Origin of the sequence: Kribbella sp. CCNWLW201 (assembly GCF_037203805.1) — a bacterium.
Classification (GTDB): domain Bacteria; phylum Actinomycetota; class Actinomycetes; order Propionibacteriales; family Kribbellaceae; genus Kribbella.
Genome location: NZ_JBBCBQ010000011.1, coordinates 310,096 through 331,211, shown reverse-complemented (window position 1 = coordinate 331,211; position 21,116 = coordinate 310,096). Strand labels below are relative to the sequence as shown.

Here is a 21,116-nt window from a genome sequence, read left to right as displayed (position 1 = left end):
AGCGAGGTGTGGGGTTGCCCACTGGGAAGCTCGAGGGGCAACCCCCGATCCGAGCGGGCAACCCTCCCGAGCACCGACGTTGCCCGCCGAGATGAGGGGTCGGCCGGCGAGATGAGGGGTTGGCCGCCGACCCGGGAGGTTGCCCAGCGAGGTGTGGGGTTGCCCACTGGGAAGCTCGAGGGGCAACCCCCGATCCGAGCGGGCAACCCTCCCGAGCACCGAGGTTGCCCGCCGAGGTGAGGGATTGCCCGCCGAGGTGAGGGGTTGACCGGCGGGATGGGGGCTGGCGGAGTGGGAGTTGGACCGGGGGGAGGTGGGGGAACCTGTGGGATGAGGGGTGGGTTCGCGGGGGTGAGGTTGCTTGGTTTTCTAAACCGATTTAGTGTTGGGGGATGCGCTTGGAATCCGTCGTGCCTCGGTTCGGGGCCAACTACGTGCCCTCGGCTGGGTGGTTTTACAGCTGGCTGGATTACGACGGTGCGGCGGTACGGCGGGACTTCGCTGATCTGGCCGGGTTGGGTCTGGATCACGTCCGGGTGTTCCCGATCTGGCCGTGGATCCAGCCGAACCGGGCGATCATCCGGGAGCGGGCGATCGAGGATCTGCTGGACACCATCGACGCCGCCGCCGAACACGGGCTGACTGTCGCGGTCGATCTGATCCAGGGTCACCTCTCCAGCTTCGACTTCCTCCCGTCCTGGGTGCTCACCTGGCACAAGGCCAGCCTGTTCGAGGACTCGACGGTCCGCGAGGGGCTCAGGTCGTACGTCGAGACCGTCGCGCGGGCGGTGGCGACGAAGCCGAACGTTTTCGCGATCACGCTCGGGAACGAGGTGAACAACCTCTGGCCGGACAGCGCGACCAGCTTCGAGCACTCGACGAGTTGGGCGCAGGAGCTGTTGACCACGGTCAAGAAGACGGCGCCCGGCGTAGTGGCTCTGCATTCGGTGTTCGACGACGCCTGGTACAAGGCCGATCATCCGTTCCATCCGGTGGACGTGGTGGACCTGGGGGATTTGAGCACTGTCCACTCGTGGGTTTTCAACGGGGTATCCCGCGTGGACGGTCCGCTCGGTCCGGCGACGCTCAGCCATGCGGACTACTTGGTCGAGCTGGCCGCGGCGACGTCGCTGGATCAGGCGCGACCCGTTTGGTTGCAGGAGATCGGCGTACCCGGGCCTGATATTCCGGTGGAGCTGCAGGCCGAGTTCACCCGGCGGACGGTCGAGTTGGTGCTGGCCAACCCGGCGTTGTGGGGTGTCACCTGGTGGTCGTCGCATGACATCGACCGGCGACTGCTGGACTTCCCGGACCGTGAGTACGACCTCGGCTTGTTCACCGTGGACCACGAACGCAAGCCCGCCGCGCAGGCGCTCGCCGACGTGATCACCGAGGTCCGCTCCACCGGGATCACCCCTCAGCCGGCGACGACGCTCACGTGTCCCGTCAACCTGCGGACCGAGCCGGACCGCCGCCCGGAAGTTGCCCCCGGCAGCGAGTTCCACCTGCAGTGGGTCGCTGCCCGGGCCAACGGGCCGGTGCGAATCGCCTTACCTGACTAGCTTCTCGATGCCGTCGAGGATGCGGGTCAGACCGAAGTCCAGGTCGTCGTCGACCTCGTCCTCGTATTCCTGGTTGGTGTAGAGCGCGGCCACCATCTCGAAGCCGGCCTCCTGCAGCCTCGGCACCAGGAACGCCCCGACAGCCGGCGCCTGCACCGGTACGTCGACATTGGCGGTCAGCTCACGCACCATGGTCGAGTAGCTGCGGGCGTACCCGGACAACAGCACCGCGCAGCCGAGCGCGTCGTGCTGACTGAGCGACGTCTCCGCCAGGACCCGGAGCAGCACCTCCAGCCAGTGCAGCTGGTTCGGCGTATTCGGCGCACCACGAATCGGTACGTCGAGCAGCCACGGACGCTCGGCGTACCGGTCCACGGCCGCACGCACCCACGCGTCGGCACCCGCCCGCCAGCCGCCGGCCGCGAGGATCGACTCCGGCGCCCGGCCCAGCGCCTTGTCCTGGACGAGGACGATCAGCTCGTCCTTGGACCGGACGTAGCGGTACATCGCGTTCGTGGTGACGCCGAGGTGCGCCGCGATCCGCTGCAGTGAGATCGCCTCGAACCCGTACCGGTCGCCGAACTCGATCCCGGTGTCCACGATCTGCTCCACCGAGAACCCCGGCTTCGGTCCGCGCCGCTGCACCGGCTGCACACCCCACGACAGGGCCAGCCCCGGCGGCAGCTCCCCGCGGTCCTCGGTCATGACTCCCATCCTCGCGTACGGCGGCCGGCAGGGGACCTAGCACCACCCACGAAACGGGTCCTCAGCTCCCTGTCGAAGAAACTGTTCAATCCTTACGCTATTTCACAACAAACCCCAACGCACTGAAGGCAGGCACCTCTCATGAACACCGTCCTCGACCCGCTGTTGATGCCCGACCAGGTCCAGCTGTCCGACGCCGACCGACAGGCCGCAGCCGCCAAGCTGGACCACGCCGTCCGGCAGGGCACACTCACTCCCCCGCAGGCAGCCGGCCGACGGGACCTCCTGGACACCGCCCGTACCCGCGGCGAACTCCGCCAGGTCTTCGACGGTGTGTACGGCGCTCTCCCACCGGACGGCCTCACCGTCGGGATGCGCGCGGCCACTGCGATCTGGCTGGTCACCTGCGTGGTGCAGTTCGTGGTCTGGCTGACCATGGCCGCCTTCGGGAACCTCGACTGGCCGTGGTGGCTGTTCTCCTCTGTCGGACTCGGCCTCGCCGTCGGCATCCTCTGGTGGACCCACGAGTCGTACCACCGCAAGACCGCCGTACAGGTGGAGCAGTGAGCGCGCCGGTCCAGCTCACCGACGTCCGCAAGGTCTACGGGACCGGTCCGGGCTCGGTCACCGCGTTGGACGGTGTCACCTACGGGTTCGCCGAGGGCACGTTCACCGCGGTGATGGGCCCGTCCGGGTCCGGCAAGAGCACACTGCTGCACTGCGCCGCCGGACTCGACGCACCGACGTCCGGCGACGTACTTCTGGTCAACCGCCCGCTGCGTGGTCTCAACGAGACCGCACTGACCGAATTGCGACGTGAGCACGTGGCCTTCGTGTTCCAGTCGTTCAACCTGATGCCCACGCTGACTGTGCGGCAGAACGTCGTACTGCCGCTCACTCTGGCCGGCAAGTCGCCGGACCGGGCGTGGGTCTCGGAGGTGATCGAGCGCGTCGGGCTCGGCGACCGGGTCCGGCATCGGCCGAGTGAACTGTCAGGTGGTCAGCAGCAGCGCGTGGCGATCGCACGGGCATTGGCGGGTCGGGCGGCGATCACGTTCGCCGACGAGCCGACCGGAGCGCTGGACACGACCACCGCGCTCGAGGTGCTGTCGCTGCTCCGGGATCAGTCGCGGTCGCTCGGCCAGACGATCGTGATGGTCACCCATGACCCGGTCGCGGCGTCGTACGCCGATCGCGTCGTCTTCCTGGTCGACGGCCGGATCGTCTCCGAGACCACCCGCCCGACTCCCGAATCCGTCGCGGCCCACCTTGCCCAGCTCTCGTCCCGATCGAAGGTCTCGCCATGATCCGCCTCGCCTTCTCCAGCCTCCGCCACCGGACCGCGGCATTCCTCGCGATCTTCGTCGCGGTGACGCTCGGCAGCTCCCTGCTCTGTGCCGCCGGCGGACTGCTCGAAACCGGGCTCCGGCTCAACGCCCCACCACAGCGCCTCGCCGCCGCCCCTATCGTCGTCACCGGCGACCCGGCCTACCACCCACCGAACGGCTCCGGCTCCGTCGCCTTCCCCGAACGGCACCGCGTCGATGCTTCTGTCGTCACCAAGCTCGCCGGTACGACGGGAGTCGCGCAGGTGATCCTGGACCGTTCCTTCCCGGTCATGGTTGCCCCAAGCAAAGACCTCATCGGCGGCCACCGGTGGAGTTCGGCCGCGTTGACGCCATACCAACTCATTGCAGGTCATGCGCCTGCGAGCGGTGAGGTTGTGGTCAGCGAGCGACTAGGTCTGGGTGACCAGATCAGTGTGGTCGTCAACGGAGAGCCACAGTCATTCACGGTCGCTGGTGTCGCGGCGTCTCACGTCGACACTCCGTCGGTGTTCTTCAACGACGCGGACGCTGCTCGGCTGGCGCCAGGTGGATTCGACGCGATCGGCGTGTTCCCGGCGCCGGGGGTCTCGGCCCGGGACCTGGTACGACGACTGGAGTTGCCGGACGGTGTTTCGGCGTACGTCGGGGACGACCGGGGCGTCGCGGAGTACGCCGGGATCGCGACGAGTCTGCCGTTGATCATCATGTCCGGCGTCTTCGGTGGGATGGTGGCCGTGGTGATGGCACTGGTGGTGTCGGCCACGATCGGGTTGTCGGTCCGCCAGCGACGGCGTGAGCTGGCGTTGCTCAGGGCAAGCGGTGCGACCCCGCGTCAGGTCAGCCGGATGGTGGTCGCCGAAACCATGGTGGTTGGGGTGATCGGCCTGGCGCTCGGGCTGTTGGCCGGCCGGGTCGCCGGTGACTGGATCTTCGGGATGCTGGCCGGCAGCGGGATCGTGCCGTCGCAGTTGCGGTTCGACCAGGGGCCGTTGCCGTTCGCCGGGGCCGCGCTGCTGACGTTCGTGGTAGTGCGGGCGACAGTGGGCTTCGCGGCTGGACGGGCGGCGCGGATCCGGCCGATCCAGGCGCTCGCCGAGGCCGCCGTACCGGCTGGTGTGCTCGGACGGCCGAGGCTTGTCATCGGTGCTGTCTTCGCGATCGGGACCGGGTGTCTTGCGGTCGCCACGATGTTCATGAGTCCGGTGAACGCGGCCGCGATCGGTGGGCCGGCCGGGCTGACCGGGTCGATCGCGGTCGCGATCCTCGGGCCGCTGGTGATCCGGTCGGCGCTGGTTCCGCGGGTGACGGCGCTGATGGAGAAGCGCGGCTCGAGTGGGTTGCTCGCCGTGATCAACCTCCGGGTCCGGGCGGCCCAGTTCACCGCGATCCTGGTGCCGATCACGCTCGCTTCGGCGATTGCACTGGGCAACATCTACTCCCAGACCACTCAGCAGAAGGCCGCAGTCGAGGCGTACACGGACAACCTCGCCGCCAACGTCGTCGTGACAAGGCCCGGGGGTATCACGGCCGGCCAGTTCGAGGAACTGCGATCGCTGCCGGGAGTCACCGCGGCGTCCGAACTGGTTCGTAGCAAGGGCTGGATCGAGGAACCGTACGACGCCTCACACACCAGCGATCCATGGCCGCTGCTCGGTCTCAACGGACCGGTCTACAAGGGCAAGGTGAAGGCAGGGTCGCTGAGCGATCTCACCGGCTCGACCGTCGCGTTGCCACCTGACGCCGCGCGCAAGCTGAAGGTGGGCGTCGGGTCCGAGATCGGACTTCGTCTGGGCGACAACGCGCTGGTGAAGGTCAAGGTGGTCGCGCTCGCGGAGGGTCCCGATGGCTACGAGCCTCTTCTGTTGCCCTCGGCGCTACTGGCCGCGCACACCACGACCGGGCTTCCGACCCAGGTGTTGTTGCAGACGGATCAGACGATTGCGCCGACGCTGCCTGGGGCGACCGTCAGCGAGGCGCTCGGAGACGGGTACGACGCGGGTCTCGGGATCGATGCGTGGATCGGGTATCTGCTGGCCGGGATCGCGATCGCGTACACGGCGATCGCCTCGGTCAACACGATCGCGGTCGCCGTCCTCGACCGGCGACGCGAGTTCGGCCTGCAGCGGCTGACCGGCTCGACCCGGCGGCAGGTGAAGGCAATGCTCTACCTGGAGCACCTGGTGATCGCGGTCCTCGGTCTCGTCCTCGGTGTCCTGACCGCGGCCTGCGCGGTGCTGCCGATCGCGGTCGCAACGCGTGGTTGGCCGATCCCGTCCGGCTCGCCCTTGATCCTGCTCGGGTGGATCGCCGTCGTACTGCTCCTGGTCCTCCCGACCACCGCCATCACCGCGCGTCTCGCGATGCGGGTGAGGCCGATGGATGCGCTCAGCTCACCAGTCGGATGAGGTTGCACTCCGTGGCAGCGATCTTCCGGAAACCGGCGGGGCTCAGGCTGGCTCGATCCAGGCGTAGCTGCCGTCTTCCAGGCGGATCACCTGAAGGCCGGCGGCGAGGCGTCGTAGGTCGTCGGTCTCGATCACACCGGCGGCCGGGCCGGCGACGTCGAGGACGATCGCGGCGGCGCCTTCCTGGACGGCCGCGGTCGCGACCAGTTGGGACTGGGCCGGCATCGGGCGGGCCTCCGGGCTCCAGCGGGCCAGGCTTTCGGTGCTGGTGAAGGCGAGGAGCGCATTCCGGCCGTCCTGTCCTTGGAGCAGGGCGACCGCCATGTCCGACGTCTTGTCGTGGGCCAGGCCGTTCTCGTCGTACTCGACCTCGCCGAGCATCGCCACGACCGGCACCAGCAGCCGCGCCTTGGTCAGTGCGGCCAGCAGCGCTCCGTGATCACCCTCCGCGAGCGCCTTCGCCAGCGTGGGGTCGGCCGACCCGTCGTCGTTGTCGAACCCGGTAAACGCCAACCGCCGCTCTGGTTGCATACGCACGATTCTGCCTCCGGACCGCCAGCCCATCACAATCGCACCCGCGCAGCACCCGCCACGCTCCCGGCGCCCAGCACCGCCAACCGTGATGGCCTGGAGGTCCGCGGACGCCCACCACTCACCAACCGCGAGCGGGCGGCTCCCGCCACGCTCGCGGGGCGGCGATGGTTTGGGTGAGGGCGAGGTTGGTGAGTGGTGGGGGTCCGGGGTGGGGATCCGGGCGAGAGTTTCAGGGTGGTGTCAGGGCTGTTCCCGGCTTGGTTCCGCAGGGGACTGTGCGAGCCTGGGTATGTGCCTGACTTCAACGATCTGACGCTGCTGCCGTTCTGTGTGGGCCTCACGCTGCTCGGCCTGATCGGCTCGTGGGCCGCCTGGCGGCGCCGCGGGGCGGCGGCCGCTACCCGTGGCGTGGCCTGGTCCCTGTTGCCGGTCTCGCTGTACCTGACCGGCCTGCTCGAGCTGGTCTGGGACGTGGTGCGCTCGAGCGTCAGCTGGGTCACCCACCTGATCTTCTCCCCCACCGTGTGGGCCGGGGTCGCGCTGTTCGGCGTCTCGGTCGTCCTGTACGTCGTCTCGGGTGTAGCCCGGGGCCGCGGTGGGGACAGGGCACCAAAGGACAAGGCACAGTCAAAGCCCGCCTCGCCCGCGGGTGAGCTGACCGCCACGGGTCCCGCACCCGCGTCGGCCGCTCCCGCCAAAGCTGCCAAGCCTCCGAAGGGGTCGAAGGCGAAGCAGCAGGAATCGTCGGAGTTCGACGAGATCGAGGACATCTTGAAGCGCCATGGAATCAACTGACCAGGAAACGCCCCCTGCCCCGCTGACCATCGACTCCCTGCTGGACCACGTCCAGGCCGCCCCACCCCGGCTCGGCAAGACCCGGCTGATCAGCATCGACGGACCAGCCGGCTCCGGAAAGTCCACCCTCGCGGCGAGCTTCGCGGCCCGCGCCGAGGCCCGCGGACTCCACACCCGCGTCATCCACATGGACGACCTGTACGACGGCTGGACCGGTGCGGTCCGTGGATTCGGCCTGCTCCGCGACCACGTACTGCAGCGGATCGCGGACGGCCGCGAGGGACGGTACCGGCGCTACGACTGGCACACCGGTGCGTACGCCGAGCTCCACGTCGTACCCGTGACCGTCGAACTGCTGATCGTCGAAGGCGTCACCTCGTGCGACCGCGACGCCGACCACTGGCAGTCACTGCGACTGTGGATCGAGACGTCGAACGAGGTGCGGCTGGATCGCGGTATCGCCCGTGACGGCGAGGCGCTGCGGGACCACTGGCTCGAGTGGATGCGGTGGGAGCGCGACCACTTCGCCGAGCAGGGGACCCGCTCACGAGCGCATGTGATCGTCGACGGCGATCCGTCGATCGCGCACGACCCGGCGCTGGAGCTCGTCACGAAGTCGGTGGCGTTGCCTCCGCACGACTCAGCGGCTTCCTGACCACGATCAGCCGCGCTCGCGGATGGTGGGTCCACTCCCCTGCGGGTGCATGGCGCAGGTAGTTCTCGCGGAGTTGCGCGATGAATTCGTCACCACGGGCCAGCGCCAGCGCGCGCATCGACCCGCCGTGGTTGGCAGTGTCGAAGTACGTCGCCGCGTCGGGGTGCGTCATCGGGTAGGACACCAACTCGTCGCGCTCGATCTCAGCGTCGAGTCCGGTCACGAGACGGCTCTCCCAGGAGTAGTCGCTTCGCTCGCCGAGCAGCTTCGCCACCAACGCGAACGGACCGTCGTCCTCGGTGATTTCGGGCCAGTAGACGACGGACAATCGCCCGCCGGGGGTCAGCGCGTCCAACCACGACCGGATCGCGGTCTCAGGATCGGGCAACTGCTGGAGCCCGAACACCGAGACGACGGCCGCACACCGACCGGCCCACCGTGGATCCAGGACCTGCGCATCGCCCTGCACCACGTCGACGTCGCTGCAGCCCAGCCGAGCCGCACGCTCACGGGCCAACCGCACCATCTCGGCCGACAGGTCGATCCCGGCGATCTCTCGGTCCGGGAACCGCTCGATCAACAGGTCCAGCTCAGGAAACGTGCCACAACACGGCACGAGAATCGGGCCCTCCGGCAGCCCGGGCGCCCCGGACTGCGCGCTGGTGAGGGCGTTCACGGCTGCGACCACCCAGGGTGCGAAGCGGGGAACGAAGTAGCGCTCATAGCCTTCCGCGGCTTCGTCCCAGCCTCGGGCAACCCTCGCCAAGCGTTCATCTGTCACGGCTGGTTCAGCTCCTCGATGCGGCGGCGCAGGTGGGCTCGATCTGGTTCGGTGCCGGCCAGGGCGAGGGCTTCCTCGTACGCCGCTGTTGCCTCCGGCAAGCGGCCGAGGCGGTGCAGGAGATCGGCCCGCGCCATCGGGAACGGGTGGTAGTCGCGCAACCGAGGCTCGCCGGCCAACTCGTCGAGCAGTGCCAACCCCGCCTCAGGTCCGTCGCGCATCGCGATCGCTGCGGCCCGGTTGAGTTCGACCACCGGTGACGGGTCGATCGTGACCAGGACGTCGTACAGGGCAACGATTTGCGGCCAGTCGGTGCCGGCGACGTCGGGCCCCTCGTCGTGCAGGGCGGCGATCGCGGCCTGGACGCCGTACGGACCGGCCGGGCCGCCGCTCAGCGAAGCGACAACCAATTCGGCGCCCTCGGCGATCATTTCTCGGTCCCAGAGGCTGCGGTCCTGGTCGTCGAGAAGTACCACCGAGCCGTCGGGGCCGGTGCGGGCGTCACGGCGGGCGTGGATCAGCAGCATCAGGGCGAGCAGGCCGGCGACCTCGCGTTCGTCCGGAAGCAGCCGGCGCAGGATCCGGGCCAGCCGGATCGCCTCCTCGGCGAGGTCGAGGCGCTGCAGGAACGGTCCCGAACTGGCCGCGTACCCCTCGGTGAAGACCGAGTAGATCACCTGCAGGACACCCGGCAGCCGCTCCGGCAACTCGTCCGGGCCGGGGACGCGGAACGGGATCCGCGCGTCCTTGATCTTCTTCTTCGCCCGGACGATCCGCTTCGCCATCGTCGCGGTCGGGACCAGGAACGCCCGTGCCACCTCCGGCGTGGTCAGCCCGGCCAGGCACCGCAGCGTCAGCGCGCCACGGTCCTCGGCCGCGAGGGCCGGATGAGCGCAGGTGAAGAACAGCTGCAGCCGCTCATCCGGCAGCTCATCCCCAACGGCCGGCGGCGCTGCCCGGTCCGCCTCGACCTGCAGTACGGCGAGTTTGGCGGCGTACACCTGGTCGCGCCGCAACCGGTCGACCGCCCTCCGCCGAGCCGTGGTCATCAGCCAGGCACCCGGGTTCGGCGGTACGCCGTCGACCGGCCACTTCACCAGCGCCGTCTCGATCGCCTCCGACGCGACCTCCTCGGCCAGGTCGAGGTCACCGAACCGCCGGGCGAGCGCGGCCAGCAACCGCCCGCGCTCCTCCCGGAACACCGCCTCGACCTGTTCGTGCATACCGGCTCAGGCCCCCGGGAACTCGGCGACCGGGCGGACGTCGATCGAGCCGCCACCCCGCGAGCCCGGGCACTTGGCGGCCCAGTCGAGCGCGACGTCGAGATCCGGTACGTCGATCACGTAGAAACCGCCCAGGACCTCCCGGGTCTCCGCGAACGGCCCATCGGTCACGGTCTTCTTGCCGTCTCCTCCGACCTGGACCCGGGTGGACGTGACCAGGTCGGCCAGCGACTCGGAGGCGACCACGACCCCGGCGTCCTGGATCTCCTTGTCGAACCGCATCCAGTCCTCCGGTTCACACCCGACCACGTCACCGCTCGTGTCCAGCTCACCGGCGTTGATCAGCAGCAGATACTTCATCTCGGAACCTCCTGTAGGCGTGTTTACAGCATCACCACGAACGGGTCAGGCCCCGATGGACAGCAACGGTCAGGAAATTTGTGAGGATGGGGCCATGAATGTTGCGCCGTCAGGAGAGCAGTGGGTGCTGGAGGCCGGTGGGTACGTCGCCACGGTGGTGAGCGTTGGCGGTGGACTGCGCAGGCTCACGTACGACGGGCGCGAAGTGCTGCTCGGGTACGGCGAGAACGAGCCGGCGCATGCGGGGATCGGGCAGCACATGTTCCCGTGGCCGAACCGGATCACCGACGGGAAGTACACCTTCGAGGGCGTCGACGAGCAGCTGTACCTGACCGAGCCGGCCCGCCAGAACGCGATCCACGGTCTGACCCGCTGGGCGAACTGGGAGCGCATCGACGACGGCACCGACCCGGCGGTGGTCGAGGTCGGTCATCGGCTGCACGGTCAGCCTGGGTACCCGCATCAGCTCGACCTGCGCCTCACGTACCATCTGGCCGACGGGCTCACCGTGACCGCTCAGGCGACCAACGTGGGTGCGAGCGATGCGCCGTACGGATATGGAACGCATCCGTATCTGAGTGTCGGCCGGGTGATCGACGAGTGCGTGCTGGAGTTCCACGCGGCAGAGTGGCTGGAGGTGTCGCCGGAGCGGATGACGCCGATCGGGCTCTCGCCGATTCACGACACGCCGTACGACTTCAGCACGGGCCGGCTGATCGGGGATCTCGACATCGACAACGCGTTCACCGGACTGGGCGGCAGCACGTGGTCGGTGACGCTGACGGATCCGGACTCCGGCAACCGGTCGGTCCTGACCAGTGACACGGCCTGGCTGCAGCTCTACACCGGCGGCGCGATCGGACGTGCGGCGCTCGCCGTCGAGCCGATGACGTGTCCGCCGAACGCCTTCATCACCGGCCAGAACCTCGTCGTACTGAAGCCTGGCGACACCCACACCTCCAGCTTCACGGTGTCGGTCTAGGCCCCGCCCCACGCTCGCGAGCAACGGCCGCCAACTCCTTGGCGGCCCGGCCCGCCCGGACGCCCTCGGCGGCCTGGACCGCGAGGATGCCCAGACGGTTGCCATCAGCATCGAACAGCTGGAGCCACGCGTCGCCCGGCTTGAACCGCAGCGCGGACACCTCGGACCACGGCAGCGTGTAGGACTTGAAGACGTTCCGCACCCGCAGCCGGTCCGGGTACGCCGTCACCCGCAGCGTGACCATCCGGTACAGGATCCACAGGATCGCACCGAAGAACGCCAGCAACGTCAGCCGCTGGAACCAGCTGAACGTGTCCCGGGCGTCCTCCGACAGCCGGAACCAGATCACCCCGAACACCGCGATCAGCGACAACCCCATCCCACCGGCCATCACCGCGACGATCCGCGGATGGAAGGTGAAGAGCCGCTGGTCACCGGTCATGGGGCCCCCGGCCTGGACTGAGGAGCGCAGGGAGCGAAGCGACTGGAGTGACGAGGGAAGGCCGGGAGCCAAGGCCCCATGACCCGCCGCGCCGGAGGCGTGGCATCCATACTGTCACGTCAGATCCGGCAGGCGTGGATGTCAGTGGTGAGGATGGCACGCGCGCCCACCTCCCACAGCTGGTCCATGATCCGCTGCGCGTCGGCCCGCTGCACCATCACTCGGACGGCGACCCAGCCCTGGCGGTGCAGCGGGGACACCGTCGGCGACTCGAGCCCCGGCGCGACCGCGGTGGCCGCGTCGACCTGCTCGGCGCGGATGTCGTAGTCCATCATCACGTAGTTCCGCGCGATCAGGACGCCCTCGAGCCGGCGGATCAGCTGCTGCATCCCGTTCGGCGGGGTCTCCACGCCGTGCCGCTTGATCAGGACTGCCTCGGACTGCAGGATCGGGTCGCCGAACACCTCGAGTCCGGCCTGGCGCAACGTCGTACCGGTCTCGACGACATCCGCGATCACGTCCGCGACGCCCAGTTGGACGGCCGACTCGACCGCGCCGTCGAGGCGGACCACCGAGGCCTCGACCCCGTGCTCGGCCAGGTGATCCTGCAGCACCCCGGCGTACGACGTGGCGATCCGCTTGCCGGCCAGGTCCTTGATCGAGGTCGCGGCCCCGGGCGGACCGGCGAACCGGAAGGTCGACCCGCCGAACCCGAGCCCCATGATCACGTCGGCGTCAGCGTGCGAGTCGAGGACCAGGTCACGGCCGGAGATGCCGACGTCGAGGGTGCCCTCACCGACGTACACGGCGATGTCGCGGGGGCGCAGGTAGTAGAACTCGACCTCGTTCGCGGCGTCGGTGAGCGCAAGGTCCTTGGTGGTCCGGCGCTGCTTGTAGCCGGCCTCGGTCAGGATTTCGGTGGCGGCCTCGCTCAGCGAGCCCTTGTTGGGTACTGCGACGCGCAGCATTGCACTGCCCTTTCTGAAGAAGTGAACCGGTGACTCAAAGCCAAGGGGGTGCGGGTGGCGGAGCCCCCGCTGGCGCGGAGCGAAGCGACGCCGCACAACACAGTCGGCTCCTACAGATGTCGGTACACGTCGTCGAGGTCCAGGCCGAGCGCGTGCATCATGACCTGCGCGTGGTAGAGCAGCTGGGACAGCTCCTCCGCGGCCCGCTCCTTGCTCTCGTGCTCGGCGGCCATCCAGGACTCGGCGGCCTCCTCGACCAGCTTCTTGCCGATCGCGTGCACGCCGGCATCCAGCGCCGCCACGGTCCCGGATCCCTCCGGCCGCGTCAGCGCCTTCTCACCCAGCTCGGCAAACAGTTCCTCAAAGGTCTTCATCGCGCGCCCAGCCTAGATGCCCGGCACCAATGGCCTCCGGTCAGGTCCGCCTGCCGGGACCTCGTGGCGAAGAGTGAGCATCGACGTACCAGGTGTGACTCTCGGCGAGCAGGCGCTTGACCATCCCGTGGTCGATGGTGTCGCCCTCGGCGCGCAGGTGGAACGGAGGCGGGTAGAAAGCGTCGCCCAGGAGGATTACGCCCGAGTCCGTCGCGACCAGCGAATCCGGCGCGTGGTTCCCACCGACATGACGCAGTACGACGCCAGTCGGCAGCGTGAGCGTGTCGTCGAAGGTCTGGTCCGGGAGGACAATCCGGAAGTCGGTCCAATCCGGTACGGCGAGGGCGCGGGCGCGGAAGCTGGGTCCGAGCTTGGGGTTGGCCTCGACCTGGTCGCGGAGGTAGCGGTGACTCCACGGGCGCTCGGCTTCTTTGGTCAGGAGCTCCACGGCTGCGGTGTGGGCGACGACGGTGACGTCCTCCCAGGCGCACGCTCCCCACGTGTGGTCCCAGTGGTGGTGCGTGTAGACCAGCCACCTTGGCGCGGGCAGCCCGGCCTCGGTGATCGCTGCCTGGATGGCTCGGGCGTGCTCGGGACTGTTGCCGGCGTCGATCAGTACGCTGCCCCGGTCGTCGGCGATCACCGCGACCGACGGCCTGATCGCATCCGGGTCGGGGTCGTGCGGGTAGAGCCACACCCGGCCGTTCACCTGTTCCAGCACCTGGCCGACGATAGCTGCCATGCAAACTCCCCGGAGAGTCCGCGACCTCGGCGTCACCGTCGGCACGCTGCCACCCGGTCCGCTCAACGCGATCACCGACGTACCAGGGGTTCGCGTCGGTCAGACCACGATTTCCTCGGGTGACCTGCAGACGGGAGTGACCGCGATCGTGCCGGATGGGTACGCCGACGGTCTGCCGGCCGCGGTTGCGGTTGGCAACGGGTACGGGAAGCTCGTCGGGTCCACGCAGGTGAACGAACTGGGCGTGATCGAGACCCCCATCCTGCTGACCGGCACATTGAGCGTCTTCCGCGTCGCCGACGCGCTACTCACCTGGCTGCTCGACCGCGACCCTCAGGCAACCAGCCTGAACCCGATCGTCGGCGAAACCAACGACGGCTACCTCTCCGACATCCGCCGCCGCCCCATCACCCCCGAACACGTCCACGCCGCCCTGGACTCAGCCTCCCCCACCCTCCCCACCGAAGGCTCCGTCGGCGCCGGCACCGGCACCACCGCCCTCGGCTACAAAGCCGGCATAGGCACCTCCTCCCGCACCCTCGACTCGGGCTCCATCGGCGCACTGGTCCAAGCGAACTTCTCCGGCACCCTGACCGTTCTCGGCACCCCGATCCCCGCGGAACCGCTCGATGCCGACGGCAACTCCTGCATGATCGTCATCGCCACCGACCTCCCCCTCGACGCCCGCCAACTCGGCCGGCTCGCCCGCCGCGCCATCTTCGCGATGGCCCGCGTCGGCTCCGACTACGCCCCCGGCAGCGGCGACTACGCCATCGCCTTCACCACCAACCGCGAACCAGCCTTCCCCGACCGCCAGCTCCGCGCCCCATTCCAAGCCGTCACCGAATCAGTAGAAGAAGCCCTCCTCAACTCCCTAACCACGGCCACCCCCACAACCGGCCACCACGGCCACACCGCTCAGGCGCTCTCCCACGACCTGGTCGTGACCCGCTTGACGTCAGGAGGCTTGCTCGCCTGAGGCCTGGCAAAGGCGGTGGTGGTCAGGGTGGCGAAGGCTAGGAGGGCGGCGATTGTGCGGGCCAGGTGGGCTAGTTGCCAGCGGTCGCGGGTGGTTGACCAGTCGGTTGGTGGGTTTTGGGGCGACCAGTTGGATTGGTCTGCGTTGATGGGCAGGTTGATTGCGAGGGTTGTGGCGAATACCAGGAGGAGTAGGACGGCCGCTGTCCACGCGAGGCGGCGGTCGTTGCCTTGGGCACGGATCGCGAGGACCACGGTGGTGAGGATCGCTGGGATCAAGGTGACCGATGCCAGTGTGTCCAGCGAGTCCAGTTCGACCTGTCGTACTTGGGTGTAGACCTCTGCGCCATAGCCACGCAGTGAGTTCTCCAGCACCAGCACGCCGAGCAGGAAGCCGGCGAACAGCCCGGTGAACAGGAGACTCGCCAAGCGCATCAGCCTGGTCATGGGGTCGCCTGCCCGAATGCGTAGGCGTGGTCGCTGACCCAGTCGGCGAAGGTGCGGGCGGGGCGGCCGAGGATCTGCTCTACCTCGTCCGTGGTCTCCGCGGGCCGGCCGGCGCCGCGGGCGTACCTGGCCATGAGGGCGGTGACGAAGGCTTCCGGGATGCCGCGCGCAATCATCCCACCCGCGGCCGCCTCCGGCGGAACTTCCAGGAAGTGGAGTGGCCGGCCGAGCACCTTTCCGATGACAGCGACCTGCTCTTCGTGGGTCAGCGACTCCGGTCCGGTGACCGGAATCCGACGGCCGTCCAAGTCATCGTGCAGCAACGCGTAGGCGATCACGGCGGCCAGATCCGCCTCGTGGATCGGCGCTTCGGCGAAGTTCGCATACGGACCTCGTACGACGTCCCCGGCACGGACCTGCGCGCCGAACATGCCGATCGCGTTGACGGCGAACGTGCTGGGCCGAACCGCCGCCCACGGCAGCCCGCTGCCGGTCACCGCGTCTTCGACTTCCTTGTTGCGGTCCCCGTTCTGCCGCGACGGCTGGTGCGCCGGGTCGTCGTCGACGTTGATTGCCGACAATACGACGATCCGCCGTACGCCATGCTCGGCCGCCATCGCCAGCAGCTTGCCGGCACTCTCCCCGACGGCCCGCGGGTGTACGAACAGCGTGCTGACACCCTCGAGTGCGGGCGCGAGGCTCTCCGGCCGGGCCAGGTCCGCGGTGACGGACTCGACACCGGCCGGTAGCGCTCCGGCGCCAGACCGGGTGACGGCGCGTACGGCGACATCACTGCCTATCAACGCATCGACCAGTGGGCGGCCGACGGTTCCGGTTGCTCCGGTGATCAGGATCATCAGTTCGTCCTTTCAGTAAGCGACGCCGACGGCCTGATCGACCGTCGCCGGATCGTCGAGGGCGGCGAGCATGAAGTGGGCGACGTCGGCGCGGGAGATCGTGTAGCCGCGCGAAACGGTGCCGCCGACAACGGTCCGATAGGTCCCGGTCAGCGCCCCGGACGTGAGCTTCGGCGGCCGCACGATCGTCCAGTCGGTGTTGCTGCTCCTGATGTCCGCCTCCATCACCCGGAGGTCGGCGTACACGTCGGCCGCGAAGGCGTTGATCATCGGCAGCAGCAGACGGCGGTTGAGGAAGCTCTCGTCCGGCGCGGCCGGCCCGAGTGGTGCTGCGCTCACCGCGACAAAGCGCCGTACGCCGGAAGCCGACAGCGCGGCCAGCATCGAGCGAGTGCTGCTCGACGCGACCGGACCGTCCTTGCGTCCCCGCGGACCGACCCCGGAGATCACGGCCTCGCTCCCGTCGACCGCGTCCTGCAACGGACCGGGCTCACCCAGCCCGGGGACCCGGAACACCTCGAGCGACGGGTGCTCCAGTGCGAAAGCCGACGATGTTCGCACCACCGCCGTCACCTTGTGCCCTGCCTCCAGCGCCTGCTGTACGACGTGACCGCCGATCCCGCCCGTCGCTCCGAACACCGTGATCTTCATGCCAACTCCTCGCCTCGTGCGATACCGTGAAGCTTCTCTGTAACTCATATAGTACGGAACTCATAAGATATGGAACAGACACAACCAGGTGACGCGCGTCACCGCCGGCGGACCGGCAACGAAATCAAGGCCGCGCTGCGCGACCTGCGGATCCAGCTCGCCCTGCTCAATCACCAGGTCGGCGGCCGACTGGCGCTGAAGGACGTCGACCTCGACTGCCTGGACGTGCTGGCGCGGAGCGGACCGCTCACCCCGAGCGCGCTGGCCCGGCAAGCCGGCCTGCATCCGGCCACGTTGACCGGCATCCTGGATCGGCTCGAGCGGGCCGGCTGGATCGCCCGGGACCGCGCGCGGGGCGACCGGCGCAGCGTCACCATCCGGGTGCTGCCCGACCGCGGCATGGAGGTGTTCCGGCTCTACCAGCCGATGATCGGCGCGATGGACGACGTCCTGGCCGACTACACGGACGAAGAGTTAGAGGTCATCGCGGGCTTCCTCCGCCGCAGCACCGACGCCGGCCGATCCGCCATCGAGAAGCTGAATCAAGACTCGTAGATGTCGATCAACGTGCGGCCGAGCCGAGCCAACTCGGCCCGCAGTTCCGGCGGATCGAGCACCTCCAGGGCGTTCCCGAAGCGGCACAACGCAGCCGCCGCGTTGCCGATCGACTCGATCGGCAGTGTGACCGTCACGGTCCCGTCGGCGGCCGGCTCGGCGGCCGCGACCGCCTTCACCAGCTGCGGAAACGACACGTCGTGCATCCGCCCGACGAGCCCCGCCGACACCCGTACGACGGCCTCGCCGGTAAAGCGGGTCTGGTCGAAGGCGGCCAGGTGGTCCTGCCAGAAGCCCGCTAGGTCGAAGTCGGACGGTCGCTCGAACTCCTCATCCGTCGGGGTCAGCTCGAGGATGTTGGAGACCCGGTACGTACGCATCCCGTTGCCCGTGGCGGCGACGACGTACCACGCACCGTTCTTGAGCACGAGTCCGTACGGTTCGAGGACGCGCTCGACCTCACGGGGTGCCTCCCAGCGCCGGTACAGCACCTTGATCCGGCGGTCGTGCAAGACCGCGTCGGCGACGGCCGAGAGGTGTGGCGAGGTCTCGGCGTCCTGGTACCAGGCGGGTAGGTCGAGGTGGAAGCGGTTCTTCAGCCGGCCGGCGCGGTCGCGTTGGTCCGGGGCGAGCGCCGCCAGCAGCTTCAGCTCGGCCGCGCTCGTCTCCGCGGTCAGCCCGAGCGCCGCGGCCGGCCCGGGCATGCCGACCAGGAAGAGCGCGGCCGCCTCCTGTTCGGTTAACCCGGTCAACCTTGTCCGATACCCCTCGACCAGGCGATAACCACCGGCGCGCCCTTGATCGGCATACACCGGTACGCCGGCCGCCGCGAGCGCCTCCACATCGCGGTAGATCGTGCGGAGCGACACCTCGAGCTCGTCGGCGAGCTCGCGCGCGGTCAGCTGCCTGCGGGTCTGCAGCAACAGCAGGATCGACAGGAGCCGGCTCGAACGCATATCTCGAGGTTAACCCGGAACACTGCCACTCGCTGTCAGGTATAGAGCCGAAGCTTGCTGCATGACGACATGGACCAAAGAGACCGGCGACTTCGACTTCCTGAATGGGTACTTCGACGTCCGGCACCGCACGCTGAAAGCAGCCTTCGTCGGCTGCGACGAGTGGAACGAGTTCGACGGTACGACGACCGCGCGGACCCATTTCGACGGGGCGATCAGCGTCGACGAGATGCGCTTCCCGACGCAGGGCAGGTACGGGATGTCGGTGCGGCTGTTCGACCCGGTCGAGAAGCAGTGGAGCATCTGGTGGATCGACGGCCGGACTATGCAGCTCTACCCACCGGTGCACGGCGGGTGGACCGAGGACGGTACGTCGTGCCGCCTGGTCGGTGACGACGAGTTGGACGGGCAGCCGATCCTGGTCAGCTACGAGTGGTCGGCCATCACCGAGCAGACCGCGCACTGGGAGCAGTGCTACTCCAACGACGGCGGCAAGACCTGGGAACTCAACTGGGTCATGGACTTCACCCGCCGGGACACTCCGCCGCCGCCACTCGACGTACCGAAGCTGACCGGCGACTTCGACTTCCTCGTCGGCCGATGGGACATGCACAACAGCCGTCGCAAGCCGGCGCTGGGTGACAACGCGCAGTGGTACGACATGCAGTCCGAAATGGAAGTCACGACGTACTTCGATGGTGCCGTCAGCTTCGACGAGGGCTGTTTCCCGACCGAAGGCTTCCGCGGCGCGACCCTGCGCATCTACAACCCCGAGTCGAAGACCTGGGCGATCCACTGGATCAACAGTCTGCGCGGCCAACTCGAGACACCGGTCATCGGCTCGTTCCGCGACGACGGCATCGGCATCTTCGAAGGTCCGGACGTCTGGGAGGGCCAGCCGATCGACGTCCGCTTCACCTGGACCCCAGGCACCGACAAAGCCTCCTGGGAACAGGCCTTCTCCACCGACGGCGGCAAAACCTGGACCCCCAACTGGAAGATGCAGCACACCAGAATCGGTTAGACGGGCACCTCGTCGTACGCGCGGACCTTCGCGACGATCAGGTGGAGGGTCAGGGTCAGGGTGAGGATGACGGCGGCGACGGCGAGCAGGCCGTACGGCGAGGAGCCGGCGGCCAGCGCGACTCCGCCGAGGCCGCTGCCGAGGGCGCAGCCCAGGGCTATGGCGCTGCCGTTGAGTGCCATCACGATGGCGGCCGAGTCCGGGGCGAGGGCGGCGAGGCGGGCCTGTTGGGGGACGGCCGCGCCGCCGTTGCCGATGCCCGCGGCGAAGAACCACAGCAGCCCGGTGACCACCAGTACGCCGCCCAGCGTGAACGCAAGTGCTCCCAGCACCGCGTCCAACAGCAGTCCGACCAGTACGACGGTCAGCACGCGAAGCGCGGTGAATCGGTCGGTCAGCCGGCCGGTGACCGCGTTGCCGAGCATGCTGGCCAGGCCGTAGCCGAACATGACCAGGATCATCATCCACTCAGCCGGAAAGGCCGGCCGCAGGATCAGTGTGGCGTAGGTGAAGCAGGTGTAGCTGCTGCAGAGGATGCCGGTCGTGACGAGCAGACCGGCCAGCAGACGTGGCTGGCCGAGTGGACGCAGGCGATCGGTCAGCGTTCCGCCCGGTAGATGCAGGCGTGGAAGCCTGAGCAGGATGCCGGCCAGCGCGATCGTCCCCACCACCGCGACCAGAATCATCGGGAACCGCCAACTCGACTGACCGAGCACCAGGCCGACCGGCACTCCGAGCGCCGTCGCCGCCATCCACCCGCCGAGCACGAACGACAGCGCCTTGCCGTGATCCTTCGCCGGCGTCAGAGCGATCACGTACCCGGTGACGGCGGCATTGAGCAGACATCCACCAAGCGCGGCCACCACTCGTCCACCGAGCGCGACCGAGTAGGAGGTCGCCAATCCGACGATCAGATTGCCGACAACGAAGACGCCAAGCGACAAAGCGATCGTCGTACGGCGTTCCCAGCGGCTAGTCACCGTACTGAGCAGCGGTGCCGCCAACGCAGACGTCAATGCGAACGCCGACACCAACTGCCCAGCGGCCGCTTCGACGACGCGCAGATCAGCGGCGATCGCGGGAAGGAGACCGGCGAGCACATAGCCGTCGATCCCCGTCGAGAACGTCGCAACCGCCAGCCAGATCAGCGGACGGTAGTTCACTGCTGTCTGACAAACGTGAACATACTTCGGCCCAGCACCAGAGATTCTGGTTGGCCAGTGAAGCGATGTACGCCCACACCAAAGCCCGCGGATAGGTCGGACAACCACACCCGCTCGAACTCCCTCTCCTCGAACCAGCCGCAGATCGTCGGCACCAGATCCGGCTCGTCCCGGTGCCGCGTCCAGATCACCGTGCCGCCGGTCTCGCTCAACTGGCGACACGTGTCGACGGTCCGCTCGATGTCCTCGTCCGAGATGTTGCCGAACACCCCGCACGCGAGTACGACGTCCGCCGGCACCAGACCCTGATACTGATCGACCAACGCCGCATCGCCCTCGACCACCTCGACCCCGGCCAGCCCGGCGACCCGGATCGACTCTTCGGCGACCGCCGTACTGCGTGGATCAAGCTCGACGAGCCGAGCGCGGACGTCGTCGCGACGCGGATGAGCCGGCAGCACCTCCAGCAGATCGCGCCCCTCCCCCGCGCACAAACTCACGACCGTCAACGGGCCGGGCGGAGCGGCATCCAACGCCAATCGAAGCTGCTCCTGCACGACCGTCAGCCGCTGCGCGAGGGACGAACCAGGTACGTCGTAGTCATCGTGCCAACTGTGCCAGTCCATGGC

The 21,116-nt window shown here is 68.5% G+C and carries 25 protein-coding genes; 10 read left to right on the top strand and 15 right to left on the bottom strand.

Annotation, left to right across the window (positions count from 1 at the left end):
* The first annotated feature begins 392 nt into the window (after nt 1–392).
* Complete coding sequence (locus tag V9K99_RS35990; RefSeq protein WP_337011574.1) at nt 393–1,562, top strand: glycoside hydrolase 5 family protein; 1,170 nt, start codon at nt 393–395, stop codon at nt 1,560–1,562.
* On the opposite strand, the gene V9K99_RS35985 is transcribed toward V9K99_RS35990, so the two are convergent.
* Entirely contained in the window at nt 1,551–2,267 is a 717-nt protein-coding gene (locus V9K99_RS35985; protein WP_337011572.1) for a TetR/AcrR family transcriptional regulator, read from the bottom strand. The genes V9K99_RS35990 and V9K99_RS35985 overlap by 12 nt on opposite strands.
* 141 nt (nt 2,268–2,408) lie before the next feature.
* Between V9K99_RS35985 and V9K99_RS35980 the strand changes: the two genes are divergently transcribed.
* From V9K99_RS35980 to V9K99_RS35970, 3 genes are read left to right on the top strand one after another with little or no spacing between them, the layout of a single operon-like run.
* The gene (locus V9K99_RS35980) at nt 2,409–2,834 is read left to right on the top strand and encodes a DUF1707 SHOCT-like domain-containing protein (protein ID WP_337011570.1); all 426 of its coding nucleotides are present in this window, start codon (nt 2,409–2,411) and stop codon (nt 2,832–2,834) included.
* Nucleotides 2,831–3,574 (top strand): ABC transporter ATP-binding protein, encoded by a 744-nt coding sequence (locus tag V9K99_RS35975; RefSeq protein ID WP_337011568.1) that lies wholly within the window; start codon nt 2,831–2,833, stop codon nt 3,572–3,574. Before V9K99_RS35980 ends, V9K99_RS35975 begins: the two co-directional genes overlap by 4 nt.
* Nucleotides 3,571–6,000 carry an ABC transporter permease gene (locus V9K99_RS35970; protein ID WP_337011566.1) on the top strand — a complete coding sequence of 810 codons (2,430 nt, stop codon included), beginning with the start codon at nt 3,571–3,573 and terminating at the stop codon, nt 5,998–6,000. The genes V9K99_RS35975 and V9K99_RS35970 overlap by 4 nt, the downstream gene beginning before the upstream one ends.
* Nucleotides 6,001–6,042: 42 nt before the next feature.
* Here the strand turns inward: V9K99_RS35970 and V9K99_RS35965 are convergent, their stop codons facing one another.
* Nucleotides 6,043–6,531 carry an SseB family protein gene (locus tag V9K99_RS35965; RefSeq protein WP_337011564.1) on the bottom strand — a complete coding sequence of 163 codons (489 nt, stop codon included), beginning with the start codon at nt 6,529–6,531 and terminating at the stop codon, nt 6,043–6,045.
* A 294-nt stretch (nt 6,532–6,825) separates the two neighbouring features.
* On the opposite strand from V9K99_RS35965, the gene V9K99_RS35960 reads away from it, so the two are divergent.
* Both V9K99_RS35960 and V9K99_RS35955 read left to right on the top strand, forming a co-directional pair.
* Nucleotides 6,826–7,329, top strand: a complete 504-nt coding sequence (locus V9K99_RS35960) for a hypothetical protein (protein WP_337011562.1) — start codon at nt 6,826–6,828, stop codon at nt 7,327–7,329.
* Nucleotides 7,316–7,984 carry a uridine kinase family protein gene (locus V9K99_RS35955; RefSeq protein WP_337011560.1) on the top strand — a complete coding sequence of 223 codons (669 nt, stop codon included), beginning with the start codon at nt 7,316–7,318 and terminating at the stop codon, nt 7,982–7,984. The genes V9K99_RS35960 and V9K99_RS35955 overlap by 14 nt, the downstream gene beginning before the upstream one ends.
* Here the strand turns inward: V9K99_RS35955 and V9K99_RS35950 are convergent.
* Genes V9K99_RS35950 through V9K99_RS35940 form a run of 3 tightly spaced genes read right to left on the bottom strand, consistent with a single transcriptional unit; the run spans nt 7,938 to nt 10,348 of the window.
* Nucleotides 7,938–8,765 (bottom strand): class I SAM-dependent methyltransferase, encoded by an 828-nt coding sequence (locus tag V9K99_RS35950; protein ID WP_337011559.1) that lies wholly within the window; start codon nt 8,763–8,765, stop codon nt 7,938–7,940. The genes V9K99_RS35955 and V9K99_RS35950 overlap by 47 nt on opposite strands.
* Nucleotides 8,762–9,988, bottom strand: a complete 1,227-nt coding sequence (locus V9K99_RS35945) for an RNA polymerase sigma factor (protein ID WP_337011557.1) — start codon at nt 9,986–9,988, stop codon at nt 8,762–8,764. Before V9K99_RS35945 ends, V9K99_RS35950 begins: the two co-directional genes overlap by 4 nt.
* Before the next feature lie 6 nt (nt 9,989–9,994).
* Entirely contained in the window at nt 9,995–10,348 is a 354-nt protein-coding gene (locus V9K99_RS35940) for a YciI family protein (RefSeq protein WP_337011555.1), read from the bottom strand.
* A 94-nt stretch (nt 10,349–10,442) separates the two neighbouring features.
* Between V9K99_RS35940 and V9K99_RS35935 the strand changes: the two genes are divergently transcribed.
* Nucleotides 10,443–11,330, top strand: a complete 888-nt coding sequence (locus tag V9K99_RS35935; protein WP_337011554.1) for an aldose 1-epimerase family protein — start codon at nt 10,443–10,445, stop codon at nt 11,328–11,330.
* Here the strand turns inward: V9K99_RS35935 and V9K99_RS35930 are convergent.
* The 4 genes from V9K99_RS35930 to V9K99_RS35915 form a co-directional block, all read right to left on the bottom strand.
* On the bottom strand, nt 11,314–11,772 hold the full coding sequence (locus V9K99_RS35930) for a PH domain-containing protein (RefSeq protein WP_337011552.1): 459 nt from the start codon (nt 11,770–11,772) through the stop codon (nt 11,314–11,316). The two genes, V9K99_RS35935 and V9K99_RS35930, sit on opposite strands and share 17 nt — an antisense overlap.
* 119 nt (nt 11,773–11,891) lie before the next feature.
* On the bottom strand, nt 11,892–12,740 hold the full coding sequence (gene hisG / locus V9K99_RS35925; RefSeq protein ID WP_337011550.1) for an ATP phosphoribosyltransferase: 849 nt from the start codon (nt 12,738–12,740) through the stop codon (nt 11,892–11,894).
* 110 nt (nt 12,741–12,850) lie between these two features.
* On the bottom strand, nt 12,851–13,114 hold the full coding sequence (locus V9K99_RS35920) for a phosphoribosyl-ATP diphosphatase (RefSeq protein ID WP_337011548.1): 264 nt from the start codon (nt 13,112–13,114) through the stop codon (nt 12,851–12,853).
* 40 nt (nt 13,115–13,154) lie between these two features.
* The gene (locus tag V9K99_RS35915; protein ID WP_337011546.1) at nt 13,155–13,856 is read right to left on the bottom strand and encodes an MBL fold metallo-hydrolase; all 702 of its coding nucleotides are present in this window, start codon (nt 13,854–13,856) and stop codon (nt 13,155–13,157) included.
* Here V9K99_RS35915 and V9K99_RS35910 point away from each other — a divergent pair.
* Complete coding sequence (locus V9K99_RS35910; RefSeq protein ID WP_337011545.1) at nt 13,855–14,835, top strand: P1 family peptidase; 981 nt, start codon at nt 13,855–13,857, stop codon at nt 14,833–14,835. The genes V9K99_RS35915 and V9K99_RS35910 overlap by 2 nt on opposite strands.
* Here V9K99_RS35910 and V9K99_RS35905 read toward each other — a convergent pair.
* Genes V9K99_RS35905 through V9K99_RS35895 form a run of 3 tightly spaced genes read right to left on the bottom strand, consistent with a single transcriptional unit; the run spans nt 14,775 to nt 16,789 of the window.
* A complete protein-coding gene (locus V9K99_RS35905) occupies nt 14,775–15,281 on the bottom strand; it encodes a DUF1772 domain-containing protein (RefSeq protein WP_337011543.1) in 507 nt (168 codons plus the stop codon). The two genes, V9K99_RS35910 and V9K99_RS35905, sit on opposite strands and share 61 nt — an antisense overlap.
* Nucleotides 15,278–16,138, bottom strand: coding sequence for an NAD(P)H-binding protein (locus V9K99_RS35900; protein WP_337011541.1), 861 nt, complete (start codon nt 16,136–16,138; stop codon nt 15,278–15,280). Before V9K99_RS35900 ends, V9K99_RS35905 begins: the two co-directional genes overlap by 4 nt.
* A gap of 12 nt (nt 16,139–16,150) precedes the next feature.
* Entirely contained in the window at nt 16,151–16,789 is a 639-nt protein-coding gene (locus V9K99_RS35895) for an NAD(P)-dependent oxidoreductase (protein ID WP_337011539.1), read from the bottom strand.
* Nucleotides 16,790–16,858: 69 nt separating this feature from the next.
* Here V9K99_RS35895 and V9K99_RS35890 point away from each other — a divergent pair, with 69 nt between their 5' ends.
* On the top strand, nt 16,859–17,344 hold the full coding sequence (locus tag V9K99_RS35890) for a MarR family transcriptional regulator (protein ID WP_337011537.1): 486 nt from the start codon (nt 16,859–16,861) through the stop codon (nt 17,342–17,344).
* Here V9K99_RS35890 and V9K99_RS35885 read toward each other — a convergent pair.
* Entirely contained in the window at nt 17,332–18,300 is a 969-nt protein-coding gene (locus V9K99_RS35885; RefSeq protein ID WP_337011535.1) for a helix-turn-helix transcriptional regulator, read from the bottom strand. The two genes, V9K99_RS35890 and V9K99_RS35885, sit on opposite strands and share 13 nt — an antisense overlap.
* Before the next feature lie 61 nt (nt 18,301–18,361).
* Here V9K99_RS35885 and V9K99_RS35880 point away from each other — a divergent pair, with 61 nt between their 5' ends.
* Nucleotides 18,362–19,324 (top strand): hypothetical protein, encoded by a 963-nt coding sequence (locus V9K99_RS35880; protein ID WP_337011533.1) that lies wholly within the window; start codon nt 18,362–18,364, stop codon nt 19,322–19,324.
* Here V9K99_RS35880 and V9K99_RS35875 read toward each other — a convergent pair.
* Nucleotides 19,321–20,487 carry an MFS transporter gene (locus V9K99_RS35875; protein WP_337011531.1) on the bottom strand — a complete coding sequence of 389 codons (1,167 nt, stop codon included), beginning with the start codon at nt 20,485–20,487 and terminating at the stop codon, nt 19,321–19,323. The genes V9K99_RS35880 and V9K99_RS35875 overlap by 4 nt on opposite strands.
* Complete coding sequence (locus V9K99_RS35870; RefSeq protein WP_337011530.1) at nt 20,484–21,113, bottom strand: class I SAM-dependent methyltransferase; 630 nt, start codon at nt 21,111–21,113, stop codon at nt 20,484–20,486. The genes V9K99_RS35875 and V9K99_RS35870 overlap by 4 nt, the downstream gene beginning before the upstream one ends.
* Nucleotides 21,114–21,116 lie beyond the last annotated feature (3 nt).

Coding starts and splice junctions, on each gene's coding strand:
- V9K99_RS35990 (WP_337011574.1), top strand. CDS start 393: ATGCGCTTGGAATCCGTCGTGCCTCGGTTCGGGGCCAACTACGTGCCC.
- V9K99_RS35985 (WP_337011572.1), bottom strand. CDS start 2,267: ATGACCGAGGACCGCGGGGAGCTGCCGCCGGGGCTGGCCCTGTCGTGG.
- V9K99_RS35980 (WP_337011570.1), top strand. CDS start 2,409: ATGAACACCGTCCTCGACCCGCTGTTGATGCCCGACCAGGTCCAGCTG.
- V9K99_RS35970 (WP_337011566.1), top strand. CDS start 3,571: ATGATCCGCCTCGCCTTCTCCAGCCTCCGCCACCGGACCGCGGCATTC.
- V9K99_RS35965 (WP_337011564.1), bottom strand. CDS start 6,531: ATGCAACCAGAGCGGCGGTTGGCGTTTACCGGGTTCGACAACGACGAC.
- V9K99_RS35955 (WP_337011560.1), top strand. CDS start 7,316: ATGGAATCAACTGACCAGGAAACGCCCCCTGCCCCGCTGACCATCGAC.
- V9K99_RS35945 (WP_337011557.1), bottom strand. CDS start 9,988: ATGCACGAACAGGTCGAGGCGGTGTTCCGGGAGGAGCGCGGGCGGTTG.
- V9K99_RS35940 (WP_337011555.1), bottom strand. CDS start 10,348: ATGAAGTATCTGCTGCTGATCAACGCCGGTGAGCTGGACACGAGCGGT.
- V9K99_RS35935 (WP_337011554.1), top strand. CDS start 10,443: ATGAATGTTGCGCCGTCAGGAGAGCAGTGGGTGCTGGAGGCCGGTGGG.
- V9K99_RS35930 (WP_337011552.1), bottom strand. CDS start 11,772: ATGACCGGTGACCAGCGGCTCTTCACCTTCCATCCGCGGATCGTCGCG.
- hisG (WP_337011550.1), bottom strand. CDS start 12,740: ATGCTGCGCGTCGCAGTACCCAACAAGGGCTCGCTGAGCGAGGCCGCC.
- V9K99_RS35920 (WP_337011548.1), bottom strand. CDS start 13,114: ATGAAGACCTTTGAGGAACTGTTTGCCGAGCTGGGTGAGAAGGCGCTG.
- V9K99_RS35910 (WP_337011545.1), top strand. CDS start 13,855: ATGCAAACTCCCCGGAGAGTCCGCGACCTCGGCGTCACCGTCGGCACG.
- V9K99_RS35915 (WP_337011546.1), bottom strand. CDS start 13,856: ATGGCAGCTATCGTCGGCCAGGTGCTGGAACAGGTGAACGGCCGGGTG.
- V9K99_RS35905 (WP_337011543.1), bottom strand. CDS start 15,281: ATGACCAGGCTGATGCGCTTGGCGAGTCTCCTGTTCACCGGGCTGTTC.
- V9K99_RS35900 (WP_337011541.1), bottom strand. CDS start 16,138: ATGATCCTGATCACCGGAGCAACCGGAACCGTCGGCCGCCCACTGGTC.
- V9K99_RS35895 (WP_337011539.1), bottom strand. CDS start 16,789: ATGAAGATCACGGTGTTCGGAGCGACGGGCGGGATCGGCGGTCACGTC.
- V9K99_RS35890 (WP_337011537.1), top strand. CDS start 16,859: ATGGAACAGACACAACCAGGTGACGCGCGTCACCGCCGGCGGACCGGC.
- V9K99_RS35885 (WP_337011535.1), bottom strand. CDS start 18,300: ATGCGTTCGAGCCGGCTCCTGTCGATCCTGCTGTTGCTGCAGACCCGC.
- V9K99_RS35880 (WP_337011533.1), top strand. CDS start 18,362: ATGACGACATGGACCAAAGAGACCGGCGACTTCGACTTCCTGAATGGG.
- V9K99_RS35870 (WP_337011530.1), bottom strand. CDS start 21,113: ATGGACTGGCACAGTTGGCACGATGACTACGACGTACCTGGTTCGTCC.